Annotated in this window: 11 protein-coding genes; 7 read left to right on the forward strand and 4 right to left on the reverse strand. The window is 68.3% G+C overall.

Going from position 1 to position 14549, the window contains the following annotated elements; translation table 11 throughout:
* Nucleotides 1-87: 87 nt before the first annotated feature.
* The 3 genes from AC5QAH_RS08755 to AC5QAH_RS08765 all read right to left on the reverse strand — a co-directional run bounded on the left by AC5QAH_RS08755 (nt 88) and on the right by AC5QAH_RS08765 (nt 3812).
* Nucleotides 88-1338, reverse strand: coding sequence for an alkaline phosphatase family protein (locus tag AC5QAH_RS08755; RefSeq protein WP_495232265.1), 1251 nt, complete (start codon nt 1336-1338; stop codon nt 88-90).
* A 507-nt stretch (nt 1339-1845) separates the two neighbouring features.
* Nucleotides 1846-2337, reverse strand: coding sequence for a methylated-DNA--[protein]-cysteine S-methyltransferase (locus AC5QAH_RS08760; RefSeq protein ID WP_049455655.1), 492 nt, complete (start codon nt 2335-2337; stop codon nt 1846-1848).
* Nucleotides 2334-3812: a DNA-3-methyladenine glycosylase 2 family protein gene (locus tag AC5QAH_RS08765; protein ID WP_191863959.1), complete on the reverse strand. Its 1479-nt coding sequence runs from the start codon at nt 3810-3812 to the stop codon at nt 2334-2336. Before AC5QAH_RS08765 ends, AC5QAH_RS08760 begins: the two co-directional genes overlap by 4 nt.
* A gap of 421 nt (nt 3813-4233) precedes the next feature.
* Here AC5QAH_RS08765 and AC5QAH_RS08770 point away from each other — a divergent pair, with 421 nt between their 5' ends.
* The 4 genes from AC5QAH_RS08770 to ubiM all read left to right on the forward strand — a co-directional run bounded on the left by AC5QAH_RS08770 (nt 4234) and on the right by ubiM (nt 7661).
* A complete protein-coding gene (locus AC5QAH_RS08770) occupies nt 4234-5397 on the forward strand; it encodes a COG3904 family protein (protein ID WP_010486407.1) in 1164 nt (387 codons plus the stop codon).
* Between the two features lie 58 nt (nt 5398-5455).
* Nucleotides 5456-6001, forward strand: a complete 546-nt coding sequence (locus tag AC5QAH_RS08775) for a DUF4019 domain-containing protein (protein WP_019337602.1) — start codon at nt 5456-5458, stop codon at nt 5999-6001.
* Between the two features lie 11 nt (nt 6002-6012).
* Nucleotides 6013-6402: an MAPEG family protein gene (locus AC5QAH_RS08780; protein WP_010486403.1), complete on the forward strand. Its 390-nt coding sequence runs from the start codon at nt 6013-6015 to the stop codon at nt 6400-6402.
* 80 nt (nt 6403-6482) lie between these two features.
* Entirely contained in the window at nt 6483-7661 is a 1179-nt protein-coding gene (gene ubiM, locus AC5QAH_RS08785) for a 5-demethoxyubiquinol-8 5-hydroxylase UbiM (RefSeq protein WP_043396543.1), read from the forward strand.
* Nucleotides 7662-7672: 11 nt separating this feature from the next.
* On the opposite strand, the gene AC5QAH_RS08790 is transcribed toward ubiM, so the two are convergent.
* Nucleotides 7673-7894 (reverse strand): RNA-binding S4 domain-containing protein, encoded by a 222-nt coding sequence (locus AC5QAH_RS08790; protein ID WP_010486399.1) that lies wholly within the window; start codon nt 7892-7894, stop codon nt 7673-7675.
* A gap of 267 nt (nt 7895-8161) precedes the next feature.
* Here AC5QAH_RS08790 and AC5QAH_RS08795 point away from each other — a divergent pair, with 267 nt between their 5' ends.
* The 3 genes from AC5QAH_RS08795 (at nt 8162) to AC5QAH_RS08805 (ending at nt 14525) form a co-directional block, all read left to right on the forward strand.
* Nucleotides 8162-10108 (forward strand): DEAD/DEAH box helicase, encoded by a 1947-nt coding sequence (locus AC5QAH_RS08795; RefSeq protein ID WP_279914420.1) that lies wholly within the window; start codon nt 8162-8164, stop codon nt 10106-10108.
* Nucleotides 10109-10326: 218 nt separating this feature from the next.
* The gene (locus tag AC5QAH_RS08800) at nt 10327-12750 is read left to right on the forward strand and encodes a putative bifunctional diguanylate cyclase/phosphodiesterase (protein ID WP_248854480.1); all 2424 of its coding nucleotides are present in this window, start codon (nt 10327-10329) and stop codon (nt 12748-12750) included.
* A gap of 110 nt (nt 12751-12860) precedes the next feature.
* Nucleotides 12861-14525 (forward strand): sensor domain-containing diguanylate cyclase, encoded by a 1665-nt coding sequence (locus AC5QAH_RS08805; RefSeq protein ID WP_049455658.1) that lies wholly within the window; start codon nt 12861-12863, stop codon nt 14523-14525.
* The last annotated feature ends 24 nt before the right edge of the window (nt 14526-14549 follow it).

Consider the following 14549-nt stretch of genomic DNA (forward strand, 5'->3'; position numbering starts at 1 on the left):
CGCGTTTTTTATGCACGTTTTTGTAGAGCCGAGCCCATGCTCGGCTGGCGCAATGCAGCCGAGCGTGGGCTCGGCTCCACAACCGGATCAGCGCAGGGTCTTCTTCAGCGTTTCCGGATTGCCGTCGTTCGGCGCGGCCGGCACCTGCAGCAGGTGCGCCAGCAGCGGGTAGACGTCGACGTTGTCGAAGCCATCGATCACCAGGCCCTGGCGGAACGACGGGCCGCTGGCCACGAACACGGCGCGCATCGAGGGCAGGGCGTTGTCATAGCCGTGCGAGCCGCGGTCCTGCTTCGCGCGCTTGGCGATCTTCTCGCGGTGCAGTGCATCCCAGCCTTCATCCATCGCACAGACGATGGCCGGAACCCGCGGATGGGTGCCGTAGTGCCAGCGCGCCGGCAGGTTCTCCTTCTTCCAGCACTCGTAGTGCGTATGGCGGCCGAGCAGCGCACGTTCGGCCTCGGCTTCGCGGCCGGCGACCGGCGCGAAGCCCACCGACTGGCCCTGGCTGACATTGCGCGCGATGGCCGGATCGGCCATCGACTCGGTGGCGATCACGTGGCCGTCGGCGACACTGGCCATGCCGTGGTCAGAGACCACGATGATGTTGGTGGTCGCGACCAGGCCGCGCTGTTGCAGTCCATCGAGCACCTGGCCGACGATCTGGTCGGCGCGCACGATGGCGTCGGCGTACTGTTTCGACTCGGGGCCGTAGTTGTGGCCTGCCTTGTCCACGTGTTCCATGTAAAGCGTGGTCAGGCGCGGTGCATCGGCATCGGTCTGCGCCAGCCAGTCGAGCACGATGCCGGCGCGCTGCTCCAGTGGTTCCTTGCCATCGTAGACGCGCCACTGGCTGGGGCGCACGCCACGGATTTCCGACTCGCTGCCCGGCCACGAGGTGGTGGCGGTGCGCACGCCGACGTTCTCGGCGCCGACCCAGATCGGTTCGCCACCCCACCAGCCGCTGGTAGTGACCGCGTCGCGGTTGCTCAGTTCGAAACGGCCCAGGGTTGCATCGTCCATGCTGTTGTTGACGACGCCGTGGTGGTCCGGGCGCAGGCCGGTGACGATGGTGTAGTGGTTGGGGAAGGTCAGCGACGGGTACGAAGGCGTCATCCAGCGCGCGCGTACCCCGCCGTCGATCAGTCGCTGCAGATTCGGTGTCAGGCCGCGATCCAGCGCATCGGCGCGCAGGCCGTCGATCGAGATCAGCAGCAGCTTCGGCGGTGCAGCCGTTGCAACAGTGGTGGGAACAGAGGCGGAAGGGGCGGGCGCGGTGGTGCAGGCGGCCAATGGCAGCAGCAGCGCCAGCGCGCAGGTCAGGCGTACGGAAGTCATCCGCGCATGATAAGCCGGTGCAATGACCGGCCCAAGACAGGGCGCGCTATCGCGTGCCCTGTCCACGTATTTTTCCTTATCCCCGCGCCTGTCGGCGCGCCCCCTTCAACAACAAGGGGGCTCTTCTCCAGACAGATCACAGACGCTTCCATCCACGCTTGGCGTGGATCTACCGTGTCGACCAAGGTCGACACCTACCAGCAGTTGCGCAGAATGACGTTCGGACAGATCGCCGGAACCTGTCGAAGGCGGGGTGGGTCCGGTTGCAGGGGCGTGAGCGCCATGGGCCCGAGGCATGCCTCGGGCGGGTTGGGCAGGACGCCCAACCCCGGTCTTGCCGTGTGCGCAGGACAGCGCACACGAGCAAGCGGCGACCGAGCTTACAGGGATGTACTTGCAGCGTCCCCTGCAACCGGACCCACCCCCGCTTCCCCACAAGTAGCACGCTGTTGCAGTTGCAGTTGCTCCAGCCTCTGCGGGTGCCGGGCGCAGCCCGGCCAGCAACTCTCAGGCGAACAGCGGTGCCTGGCGTTGTTCCAGCCGCAACAGCGCGGCCTTGGTTTGCAGTCCGCCGCCGAAACCGGTCAGCGCGCCGTTGCTGCCGATCACACGATGGCAGGGCAGGATGATCGGGAGCGGATTGCGGCCGTTGGCCGCACCCACCGCGCGGGTCGCGCTGGGTTGGCCCAGGTGCTGCGCCAGCTGCAGGTAGCTCCAGGTCTGGCCGAACGGGATCAGCGCCAGCGCCTGCCACACGCGCAGCTGGAACGGGGTGCCACGTGGCGCAAGCTGCAGGTCGAACTGGTTGCGCTCGCCGTGAAGGAACTGCAGCAGCTGATCGCGTGCTTCCGGCAGTGCATCCGGGGCGTAGTGCCAGTCTTCGCGGCCGCGTGCCGGATGGCGGTTTTCCGGGAACAGCACATGCGACAGGCCACGCTCGTCACCGGCGATGGTCAACACGCCGATCGGGCTGTCGAAACGATCGAACAACAGGGTCATGTCGGTTCTCCAACGAAGGTGCCGGACAGGTGCCACAGATGCAGCACGGCATAGGCGCGCCACGGGCGCCACGGTTGCGAGCGGGCTTCGGTCGCACGCTCGCTCAGGCGCTGGCCTTGGGCGTAGCCGAGGACCTGCTGCAGCACCAGGTCACCGGCGGGGAAGGCATCGGGCTGGCCAAGTCCGCGCAGCGCGATGTACTGCGCGGTCCACGGGCCGATGCCGGGCAGTGCCACGCAGCGCGCAACGAATTCCTCCAATGCCTGACCGGGCCCGAAGTCGAGCTGGCCGCTGGCGCAGGCAGCGGCCAGCGCACGCACGGTGGCGGCGCGGGTGCGCGGCAGGCCGATCGATTCCAGCGGCGCCTCAGCCAGTACCTCGGGCGCGGGGAACTGGCGATCGAATTCCGATGGCATGCCCGGCAGGTGTGCGCCATAGGCATCGACCAGGCGCCGCGCGAAGGTGGTGGCCGCGGCCACGCTGACCTGCTGTCCGAGCACGGCGCGTACGCCCACCTCGAAGCCATCCCAGCCACCGGGCACGCGCAGACCGGGACGTTCGGCGATGCCTCGCGCCAGCAGCGGTTCCTCGCCCAGCGCGGCATGCACCTGCTGCAGGTCGGCATCCAGATCGAACACGCGACGCACGCGGCGCACGATGTCGGGGATCAGGCGCGGATCGACCGCGCCCAGCTGCAGGCGCAGTTCCGGGCGTTTCGGGTCGGCGGTGACGCGCAGCAGGGTGGGGCGCTCGGGTGTGCCGAGCACGCGCTGGTAGCTGTCTTCGCCGATCAGTTCGATGCCGGGCAGGCTGCGCTTGCGCAGGAAGGCCAGCATGCGCGGGAAATCCAGCGGTGGACGGTACACCAGGCGCAGTACCAGGCAGCCGTCATCGGCGGCCGGCGGCTGATGCTGGCGACGCAGTGCCGTCGGTGCCATGCCGCAGCCCTGCAGGAAGGCGGTATTGAAGCGGCGCAGGCTGTTGTAGCCGGCGGCCAGCGCAACATCGGTCACCGGCAGCGTGGTCTCGGTCAGCAGCTGCTTGGCCAGCAGCAGGCGATGGGTGGCGTGGATCTGCCCCGGCGTCGCGCCCAGGTGTTCAACGAACAGGCGCTGCAGCTGGCGCGCGCTGAGGCCGATCTTCTGCGCGAGGTCGGCAACGGGCTGCTCCTGCAGGAAGCCGCTATGGATCAGGGCGAGGGCGCGCTGCACGGTCTGCCCGGCCAATGCCTGCTGTGCCTGCGGCGCCAGTTCGGGACGACAGCGCAGGCACGGGCGGTAGCCGGCGGCGGCGGCCGCAGCGGCGGTCGGGTAGTAGGTGATGTTGCGCGGCTTCGGTGGCGGTGCCGGGCACACCGGGCGGCAGTAGATGCCGGTGCTGCGCACGGCGGTGAAGAACACGCCGTCGAAGCGTGCGTCGCGGGCCAGGCGGGCGCGGTCGCAGGCGGCGGTGTCGAGGGCGAGGGCGGTCTCCATGGCGCCAGTCTAGGCGCGTACGGGTGGAGATACTCGCCACATTCGGACATGGATGCTGAAGGGCGTCAGGTCGGGCTGTGCCCGGCACCCGCGGTAGTGCCGGCCGCTGGCCGGCAACGGCAACGGCAACGGCAGAAGCTGGTTTCCTGTGGGGAGGCGGGGTGGGCCGGGTTGCGGGAGACGCCGTAAACCCGTCCTTGGGGCTTGGCCGCGGCATCCATGCCGCGGACACTCCCGCAACCGGACCCACCCCGCCTTCGACAGGTTCCTGCGATCTGTCGGAAGGGCATCCCGCTCTGGTAGGTGTCGACCTTGGTCGACACGCTTTCCCAAGGGTCAGAAGGGGTTCAGTACCACGCGCTGAATGCGCGCCCCGGACGGGTAGACTGTGGCCCTTGCTCCCTTGAAATCCGGTTGCCCGATGTCCGCCAAACTCCGCTGGTTGCCCCTGTTGTGCCTGGCCCTGGCGGGCTGCAGTCAGCTGGAGAATCCGGGCAATGTGACCGCTGCCGACAAGGCGGCGCGGGCACCGGCCAGTGATGGCGAGAACATGGTGTCGATCAACGCCGCCGATGCGCCACCGCCGCCGGCGCCGCCGCGCAGCCGGGCGGATCGGCCGTGGCCGCAGGCGCAGCTGGAGAACGGGCGTGCGTGGGTCAGCTGCAGCACCGAATATGCCGGTGACGCGGGCGACGGTGTCGAGCTGGAAGGCCTGCAGCGCGAGCAGATCAGCCAGGCGCTGGCGCCCTGCGCCGAACGTGGCCTGATGCGCGTGCGCTACGCCGGCAAGATCAACCCGGGCTTCGCCGAGATGATGTGGCGGTTGGCCGTGGTTGCCGACCAGCAGAAGATCCACAAGCGCATCCTCGACCTGGATTCCAGCGGGGGCCAGGTGGAATCGGCGATTGTCGCCGGTGACAGTATCGGTGAATCCGGCTGGACCATCTGGGTGCGCGAAGGCTCGATCTGCCACAGTGCCTGCGTGTTCGTGCTGGCCGCCGGTGACAACCGCCTGCTGTCAGGCAAGGTTGGCATCCACCGCATGATGCGCATCAGCTCCAAGGCCACCTCGCGCGCAGAACTCAACCGCGAGCTGCACGAGGTCTACGACAACGTAAAGGACTACCTGCAGCGCAACGGCGTGGCGGTGGGCGTGGCTGATCTGATGATGACCGTGCCCAACCGCAGCCTGCGCCTGCTGACCGCGGACGAGCTGCGCCAGTACGGCCTGGATGGCACCAACGCGGTGCAGGATGATCTGGAACGGATCAAGCAGATGCGGGCCTGCGGCGATGATTTCGTGCAGCGCAAGGACGCGTTCCTGATCGCCTTCGACCAGCAGTGCAAGCGCGAAGGCGCCGACATGGAATCGATCAACAGCTGCGGCCAGGCACTGAAGCAGCGCTTCGGTTTCCCGGATGCAGTGTGCCCGGAAGAAAGCCCGCTGTCGGAGATCGACGTGGCAACGCTGCCGCCGGCACCGTCGGAGCCGCCGCCGGTGGCCGAACAGGCGCCGGCAGATTCCGGCACGCCTGCCGCGCAGGCCGATGCCGCCACGGTGGAAGGCAGCGCCAACGCGCGCTGACGAACAGCTCACCGCGCTGGCGTAGACTGCGGTTCTTTCCCGAGAACCGGCGGTGTCCATGAAGCGCGTGCTCCTGCTGCTGTCCCTGCTGCCCCTGACCGCATTGGCGCAGGCACCTGCGCCGGCCACGCCCGCCCCGGCACCCGCGCGCCCGGCACCGGCCTCGCCAGCGGCTGCAAAACCGGCTACCGCCGACGCTCCGGTGTTGACCGCCGCGCAGCAGGCGCAGGTGCAGAAACAGGACGCGGAAATGGGTGCGGCCGCAGTGAAGGCGGCGCAGCTGGTGGATGCCAACCGCGCAGGCGAATTGTGGGACGGCGCTTCGGCCGTCGCGCGACGTGCGGTACCGAAGGCCGCCTTCGTCAGCCAGTTGACCAGCGAGCGCTCGCGCCTGGGTGCGTTGGCCGGCCGCGGCCAGCCGACCATTACCCGGGTCAAGTACAGCGCCGGCGCTGCGGTGCCGGAAGGGTTGTACATCAACGTCAGCTTCCCGACCCGTTTCGCCAACAGCGCGCAGCCGGTGCGCGAGCTGGTCTCGTTCCGTTTCGACGAGGACCAGGTGTGGCGCCTGGCCGGTTACAGCCTGCGTGCGTCGGCACCCTGAGGAGATGCATGATGGCAACTGAACTGACGATGCTGGCCTGGTCGGTGCTGCTGGGCTTTGTCTACATTTTCGCCACCTCCACCGTGGTCACCCGCGAGCGCGGGATGAAGTGGAATGCTTCGGCGCGAGATGGCGAAGCGAAGCCGGTCAGCCCGCTGGCCGGTCGCCTGCAGCGGGCCCAGGCCAACTTCCTGGAAACCTTCCCGTTCTTCGCCGCCGCCGCGATCGCAGTGGTCGTGGCTGGGCGCGGCAACGACACCACCGCGCTGGCCGCGCAGGCCTACTTCTGGGCGCGCGTGGCCTACTTGCCGCTGTATGCCGCAGGCGTGCCCTACGTGCGCAGCCTGGTGTGGCTGGTGTCGCTGCTGTCGATCCTGGCGCTGGTGTTCGCGTTGTTGTGACCCGGGCCTGATCCAGATCAAGGCCGGTCAGGTGTGTGGCGCTATGCTGGCCCGGACTGAATCAACGGCAGGAGGCGCGCATGCGCAGGATGGACGTGGTGGTGGTCGGCGCCGGACCGGCAGGCCTGTGCTTCGCGCGCGCGCTGGCCGGCAGCGGGCTGCAGGTCGGGCTGGTCGAAGTGCAGCCGCGCCAAGCCTTGGCCGAAGCCGCCTTCGATGGCCGCGAGATCGCGCTGACCCATGCCTCGCGGCAGAGCATGGAGCAGCTGGGGTTATGGCAGCGCCTGCCGCACGCCGAAGTCGCTGAACTGCGCGATGCCAAGGTGATGAATGGTGGCTCGCCGTTCGCGCTGACCTTCGCCAGCAGCCAGGTCGACGGCCAGCCGCTGGGCTGGCTGGTGCCCAATCATCTGATCCGCCGTGCTGCATGGGATGCCGTGCAGGGCCAGGACGGCCTGGAGCTGTTCGACGGGCGCAAGGTGCAGGGCGTGCAGGCCGATGCACAGGGCCATGTGGTCAAACTCGATGACGGCAGCCAATTGCATGCGCGGCTGCTGGTGGCCGCTGACAGCCGCTTCTCCGCCACCCGCCGCATGCTCGGCATCGGTGCGCAGATGCGCGACTTCGGCAAGTCGATGCTGGTGTGCCGCATGCAGGTCGAGCGCGACCATCACCACACTGCCTGGGAATGGTTCGGCTACGGCCGCACGATGGCGCTGCTGCCGCTCAACGAGGGCCAGGCGTCGGCGGTGATCACGCTGCCGCCGCGGCAGATTGAAGAACTGCTGGCAATGGATGAGGTGGCCTTCGGTGAGGCCATCAGCGGTTGCTTCGAACATCGCCTGGGCCGCATGCAGCCGGTGGCCACGCCGCAGGCGTATCCGCTGGTAGGTGTGTACGCGCACCGCTTTGTCGGCGGGCGTTCGGCACTGATCGGCGATGCCGCAGTCGGCATGCACCCGGTCACCGCGCATGGCTTCAACCTGGGACTGGCCAGCGCACAGCGGCTGGCGCAGGGCATCGTCAACCAGCAGCGTCGCGGTGCCGACATTGCCGCGGCCGGCATGCTGGCCAGCTACCAGCGCGGTCACCGGCTGGCGTCGCGGCCGCTGTACGAGGCCACCAATGCGATCGCCAGCCTGTACACCGACGATCGCCGTCCGGCGCGCCTGCTGCGGGCGGCCGGCCTGCGCCTGGCGCAGGGCGTAGCACCGTTCAGGCAGCTGATTGCCTCGCACCTGACCCAGCGCGTGGCCTGAACAGCTTCAGATCAGCCGGCAGCCAGCACCCGGATCTGGCTGTCGGCGAATTCGACCACCTGGCCTGCGCGGATCTTGCAGGCCTTGCGCAGTTCGACTTCGCCATCGACCCGCACCTGGCCGTCACCGATGACCATCTTGGCTTCGCCGCCGCTGGTGACCAGGTCGGCCAGCTTCAGCAACTGCTTGAGTTCGACGTAGTCACCGTCGAGGTCGAATTCGAGAATCTGCATGGAGCGGGTTTCCTGGGAAGGGGCGCGGGCCAGCGGCCGGGCCGGGGAAGAGGGCGCGTATTGTGCGCCAGCACGGGGCATGACGACACGCGCATGGCAAGCTGTACACCTTGTTCAGGATCAATGCGGTATGATTCCGCTCTGAGCGAGTGAAATCTCCTCCAACCGAGCAGCGCCAGGGCACGCGATAAGAAGGGCGCCCAAAGCGCGGACCATCACCTTTTTTATCGCACTGCCAGGAAGACGGCAGTGTCTTCGGAGTTCCCCATGTCCCAAGATTCCCAAGCGCCGCTGCAGTTTGCGCAGCTCGGCCTGTCCGAGCCCGTGATGCAGGCGGTCACCGCCATCGGCTACGAAACCCCGTCGCCGATCCAGGCCGCCACCATCCCGGCGATGCTGGAAGGCCGTGACGTGCTGGGCCAGGCCCAGACCGGCACCGGCAAGACCGCCGCGTTCGCGCTGCCGGTACTGTCCAACATCGACCTGCAGCAGATCAAGCCGCAGGCCCTGATCCTGGCACCGACCCGCGAGCTGGCCATCCAGGTTGCCGAGGCGTTCCAGTCCTATTCGTCGAAGATCCCGGGCTTCCGCGTGCTGCCGGTGTACGGCGGCCAGCCGTACGGCCAGCAGCTGTCGGCCCTGCGCCGTGGCGTGCACATCGTGGTCGGTACCCCCGGCCGCGTGATCGACCACCTGGACCGCAGCACCCTGGACCTGTCCGAGCTGAAGACCCTGGTGCTGGACGAAGCTGATGAAATGCTGCGCATGGGCTTCATCGACGACGTCGAAGCCGTGCTGAAGAAGCTGCCGGAGCAGCGCCAGGTGGCCCTGTTCTCGGCCACCATGCCGCCGCAGATCCGCCGCATCGCGCAGACCTACCTGCAGGACCCGGTGGAAGTGACCATCGCGGCCAAGACCACCACCTCGGCCAACATCCGCCAGCGTTACTGGTGGGTGAGCGGCATGCACAAGCTGGACGCGCTGACCCGCATCCTGGAAGTCGAGCCGTTCGACGCGATGATCATCTTCGCGCGTACCAAGGCCGGCACCGAAGAACTGGCCGGCAAGCTGCAGGCCCGTGGCCTGGCCGCTGCCGCCATCAACGGTGACATGCAACAGGCCCAGCGTGAGCGCACCATCGCCATGCTGAAGGAAGGCAAGCTGGACATCCTGGTCGCCACCGACGTGGCCGCGCGCGGCCTGGACGTGGAGCGCATCAGCCACGTGCTGAACTACGACATCCCGTACGACACCGAAAGCTACGTGCACCGCATCGGCCGTACCGGCCGTGCCGGCCGCAGCGGTGAGGCGATCCTGTTCGCCACCCCGCGCGAGAAGGGCATGCTGCGCCAGATCGAGCGCGCTACCCGCCAGCCGATCGAAGAGATGCAGCTGCCGAGCGTGGAGGCGGTCAACGACACCCGCATCAACAAGTTCACCTCGCGCATCAGCGAAACCCTCGGCGCCGGTGGCCTGGACTTCTACCGCCAGCTGCTGGAGCGCTTCGAGAACGAGCAGAACGTGCCCGCCATCGAGATCGCCGCCGCGCTGGCAAAGCTGCTGCAGGGTGACACCCCGTTCCTGCTGCAGCCGCCGGTGCGCGCCCCGCGTGAAGAGCGCGCGCCGCGCGAGCGCTTCGACCGTGGCGACCGTCCGGAGCGTGGCGATCGATTCGACCGCAACGAGCGTGGTCCGCGCTTCGAGCGTGGCCCGCGTCGTGACGACGCCGAAGGTGGTTTCGAGCAGCGTCCGCGCCGCGAGGTTCCGCCGCGTGGTGCACCGGAGCAGGGCATGGAGACCTACCGCATTTCGGTGGGCCATCAGCATGGCGTGAAGCCGGCCAACATCGTCGGCGCCATTGCCAACGAAGCCGGACTGGAAAGCCGCTTCATCGGCCGCATCGACATCCACGACGACTTCTCGCTGCTGGACCTGCCGGCGCAGATGCCGCCGGACGTGCTGTCGCACCTGCAGAAAGTGTGGGTGTCCGGCCAGCAGCTGCAGATGCGTGCGCTGGCCCCGGGTGAAGATACCAACCCGGCCCCGCGTCCGTTCAAGCCGCGCTTCGACAAGCGTGGTCCGGGCGGCCCGGGTGGCCCGCGTCGTGGCGGTCCGGGTGGTCCGGGTGGCCACGGCGGCGACCGCGGCGGTGACCGCGACAGCCGCCCACCGCGTCGTGACGGCTTCAAGCCGCGCGGCCCGCGCAGCTTCTAAGCCGCACCCGCAGCCGTCCTGATCAACGCCAGCCTCCGGGCTGGCGTACAGGAAAAGGGGACGGAGGGGATTAAGTCGTAAATGGCAGGCCGCGCGCTTATGCCGAAAACGACTTAATCCCCTCCGTCCCCTTTTTCGCATGGCCCACACATTGCCGGTCATAGGCTGGGCCGGTTCCAAGGGAGGTTGTCACCGCAGCACATTCGGGGGGATCCGGGATGGGTAGAAGTGGCACGGACCAGCAGAGCCGGCGGGTGCCGATGACCCGTGGCCTGGGATTGCGCTTTGCGTTGTTGACGGGCATGGCGATCGGGTTGGTCGCGCTGTCCGCCTTGATCCAGGAGCTGCAGGCGGCCTCCACCGCATGGATCGCCGGCCAGGGCTACTGGTCGCGTGGTCAGCAGGATGCGACCGCCGCACTCAGCCGCTATCTGGCGCGCGGTGATGCCCAGGACCTGGACGACGCGCGCCAGGCGCTGCGGATTCCGTTGGGGGATCTGCAGGCCCGGCTGGCGCTGGAACAGGCGGTACCGGACGAGGAGAAGGCCAGGCAGGGCTTCCTGCAGGGCGGCAACGCGCGCGCCGATATTCCGCGCCTGGTGTTCTCGTTCCGCTATGCACGCGACATCGGTGCATTCCGGGAAGCAAGCACGCTGTGGCGACAGACCGATGATGACCTGTTGGCCGTGCAGCGGCTGGTCGCCGAGCTGCAGTCGGGGCATGCCCACGGGGCGCTGCCAGTGGCGGACCGCGACCGGTACCTGCAGCAGCTGCGTGATCTGGACCGGCGGTTGCAGGTGCAGGCACAGGCATTTTCCCAGGCGTTGCTGCGCATGGCCACGATGGTGCGGATCGCCACGCTTGTGGTCGGTGGGCTGTCGGTGCTGGCGATCAGCCTGATGGCCGTCGCGCTGGCGCGCCGCGTCGGCAAGGACCTGACCGAGCACGAAAGCCGCTTCCGTGCGGCCTTCTACCAGGCCAATGTCGGCATGCTCAAGCTCGACACCGACGGCAAGGTGATCGAAGCCAACCAGGCGATGGCCGATATCCTCGACTACCGACGCGACGTGCTGCTGCAGATGTCGCTCGGTGATCTGCTGATGGAAGGCGAACTGGTCATCGATGGCGTCGGCCGCATTGACTGGGACCGGCAGCTGCGGCCGAGTGAGCTGCGCTTCTGCCGCCGCGATGGCAGCCTGGTGTGGGGGCGCTGGAGTGGCACCGGCGTGCGCAGCGCGGGAGGTGGCCTGTCGGTGTTTGCGATCATCGAGGATGTCAGCCAGAACCATGCCCTGGCGCGCGAGATCGAACACCACGCCAGCCACGATCCGCTGACCGGCCTGATCAACCGGCGCGAGATCGAGCGGCTGCTGGAACGTTCGCTGCTGCAGGTGCGCAGCGACGGCGGCACGCATGCGCTGTGCTACATCAACCTGGACCACTTCAAGCTGGTCAACGACAGCTTCGGCCACGCCGCCGGTGACCAGATGCTGCGCAGTTTCGCCGACTATCTGGTGGCTGCAGTGCGTGACGGTGACTGGGTCGGCCGCCTGGGCGCCGATGAGTTCGCCGTGTTCCTCGCCCATGCCGGGCAGGACGAGGCCAAGCGGGTGCTGCAGCGGGTGATCCGCAACCTGGGCCAGGCCACGTTCCCGATCAGCGAGGGCAGCCCGCAGCTGAGCTGCAGCATCGGTGTGGTTGAAGTCAGCGCCGACGCCCCCGATGCGAACTGGCTCATGAGTGCTGCCGACAGCGCCTGCTATGCCGCCAAGCAGGCCGGTCGCAACCGGGTGCACTGTTTCAATGAGAACCGCATGGCGCTGGAGGAGCGCCGCCGGGAAGCCGAGCGGTTGCAGGGCGTCAGCCTGGCGATGGCCGAGAACCGCATGCTGCTGTATGCGCAACGCATCGCCCGCGTGGGCGATCCGACCTACCTGCACTACGAAGTGCTGGTGCGCATGCGCGGTACCGACGGCAGCCTGCACCTGCCCGGACAGTTCATGCCGGCAGTGGAGCGCTATGGCATGGCGGTGGCGCTGGATCGTCACGTGCTCGGGCTGCTGTTCCGCCACCTGCAGGTGTGCCCGGCACACGTGCGCCAGCTGGGCCTGTGCAACGTCAACGTCTCGGCGCAGTCGATCGCCGAGCCCGGCTTCCTCGCCTTCGTCTGCGACCTGCTCGAGCGCAACCGCGCGCTGGCCTCCAAGCTGTGCTTCGAGATCACCGAGACTGCGGCGATCAGCAACCTCACCCAGGCCCGTGCTTTCATCGATGCGGTCAAGGCGCGGGGCTGCCGGATGGCACTGGATGACTTCGGCTCCGGCCTGTCTTCTTTCGGCTATCTGCGCCAGTTGCCTGCGGACATCCTGAAGATCGACGGCGCCTTCGTGCGGGACATGGATACTGATCCAGTCAGCCACGCCACAGTTCGCGCGATCAGCGAGCTCGGGCGCGAGCTGCAGATGGAAGTGGTGGCCGAGTGGGTGGAGACCGCCGAGGTTGCCGGTGCGCTGACCCGGCTTGGCGTGCAGGGCCTGCAGGGCTATGCCATCGAACGCCCGCAGCCGCTGGAGCGGCTGACCCTGGCCGATCTGCGCCCGGTGCGGCTGGTCGCGGTGAAGGGGCCGCCGGGGGCTGGCTGAACGGCGTGGCGGCGACTTTGGTCTACACGTGCGGCGTACGTCCGGCTGCGATAATGCCGGCCAGGGGCGACGCGCAGTGGGCGCGGGCGTAAGCAACAACAGGATGTGGCGTGGGCGGCAGGCAGTGGCAGTACGGAACGGGAGCGGTGCTGGTCGTACTGCTGGCGTGGTTGGCGACGCCGTGGCCGCTGCAGGCCGCAGCGGTGGAATCGGGGCGCGATTACCTGCTGGTCGGTGGCGCCACCGATGAGCCCACCCCGCATCGTGCGTGCACGCCGCACATGCTGTCGGGCCCGCGCCAGCAGGTGCTGGTGACGGCTCCGCAGGAAGGCTGGTCGGGCCAGCCACAGGCGCTGGACGTGTTCAATGTCTTTGCCGGCGAAGTGCGGGTACAGCACGGTGACCGCGAAATCTGCGGCAACATGCACGACGCCCGCACCCGTGATTCGCGCTTCCGTGCAGGCATCGGCCTGGTGGCCGTACCGCCGGCCGGCAGCCATGAGCCGTTCCTGGTTTCCTGGCAGACACCGCTGAAGACACGTTGGGTACCGACCCTGCGGCTGGGCGCGCCCAGCCCGGTGCAGCAGAACGACACCGCCCGCCTGCTGATGCGTGCTGCCTGCATCGCCGTGGCGATCGCACTGGCGCTGTCGGCGTTGATGGCCTTCCTGACCACGCGCGATCGCAGCTTCCTGGTTTACGTCGCCGGCACCACGGTACTGGTGCTGTGGCAGGCGATCCTCGGTGGCCTCAGCGGCTACCCGGAACCGTGGCTGCCGGTGGGGGAGCGTGGGGCCTGGTGGCTGCTCTCGCTGACCGCCGCCACGCAGGCGCTGGTACTGCCGGCACTGTGGCGGCTGAACGGCGGTGACCGCGTATGGCCACGGTCGCGGCCGCTGCAGGCGACCGTGCTGTGGGGCCTGGTGGCGCTGGCCGTCCTGGTGCCGTGGCTGCGCTGGGAACAGCTGACCTGGGTCGCGCAGGGCCTGCAGGTGTCCTATCTGCTGGGGTGTGGCCTGGCGTTGCTGATGGGCGTATGGGCACGTTGGCGTGGCAACCGTTGGTCGCAGGCAGGACTGGCCGCATTGGCACCCATGCTGGTCCTGATCATCGCCGATGCCTGCCGTGCGGAATGGTTGTTGGAGTACCGGGTCGAAGCACTGCAGCTGGCGGTGACCTGGCTGCTGATGATGGCCGCCTATGCCATGAACCAGCGGCTGGGCCGACTGCGCCAGCAGCGCGATGAACTGCGTCAGCTGGCCGAAACCGACGGCCTGACCGGACTGCCGAATCGCCGCGCCGGCCTGCAGCAGCTGGCCCGTCACCTGGCACAGGTCGACCGTGAGCGTGGCCCGCTGGTGATCGGCTTCCTCGACATCGACCTGTTCAAGGACATCAACGACCGCCACGGCCATGCCGTGGGCGACCAGGTACTGGTGGCGGTGGCACGCGCGCTGCGCGCTGCGGTGCGCAGCCAGGACGAAGTGGTGCGGATGGGCGGCGAGGAGTTCCTGCTGCTGATGCCCGGCATGCCGCGCGAGGCGGCATCGGCGCGGCTGGACCGCCTGCGCCAGCGCATCACCGAGGCCGGGCAGGCCCTGCAGGTGCCGGGGCTGGAAGTGACCGCCAGCATCGGCCTGGCGCAGTGGCGGCCTGGCGAGGACGATCTGGCCGGGCTGTTGCGGCGGGCCGACCATGCCATGTACGTGGCCAAGCGCGCCGGCCGCAACCGGGTGTTCGACGGTGAAGAGCTCGATCCGCCCGGCCTGGCATGAAGCGCTGCGGGCGGCGATGCCGGA

This window comes from Stenotrophomonas sp. YJH_SMC_43, assembly GCF_059372535.1.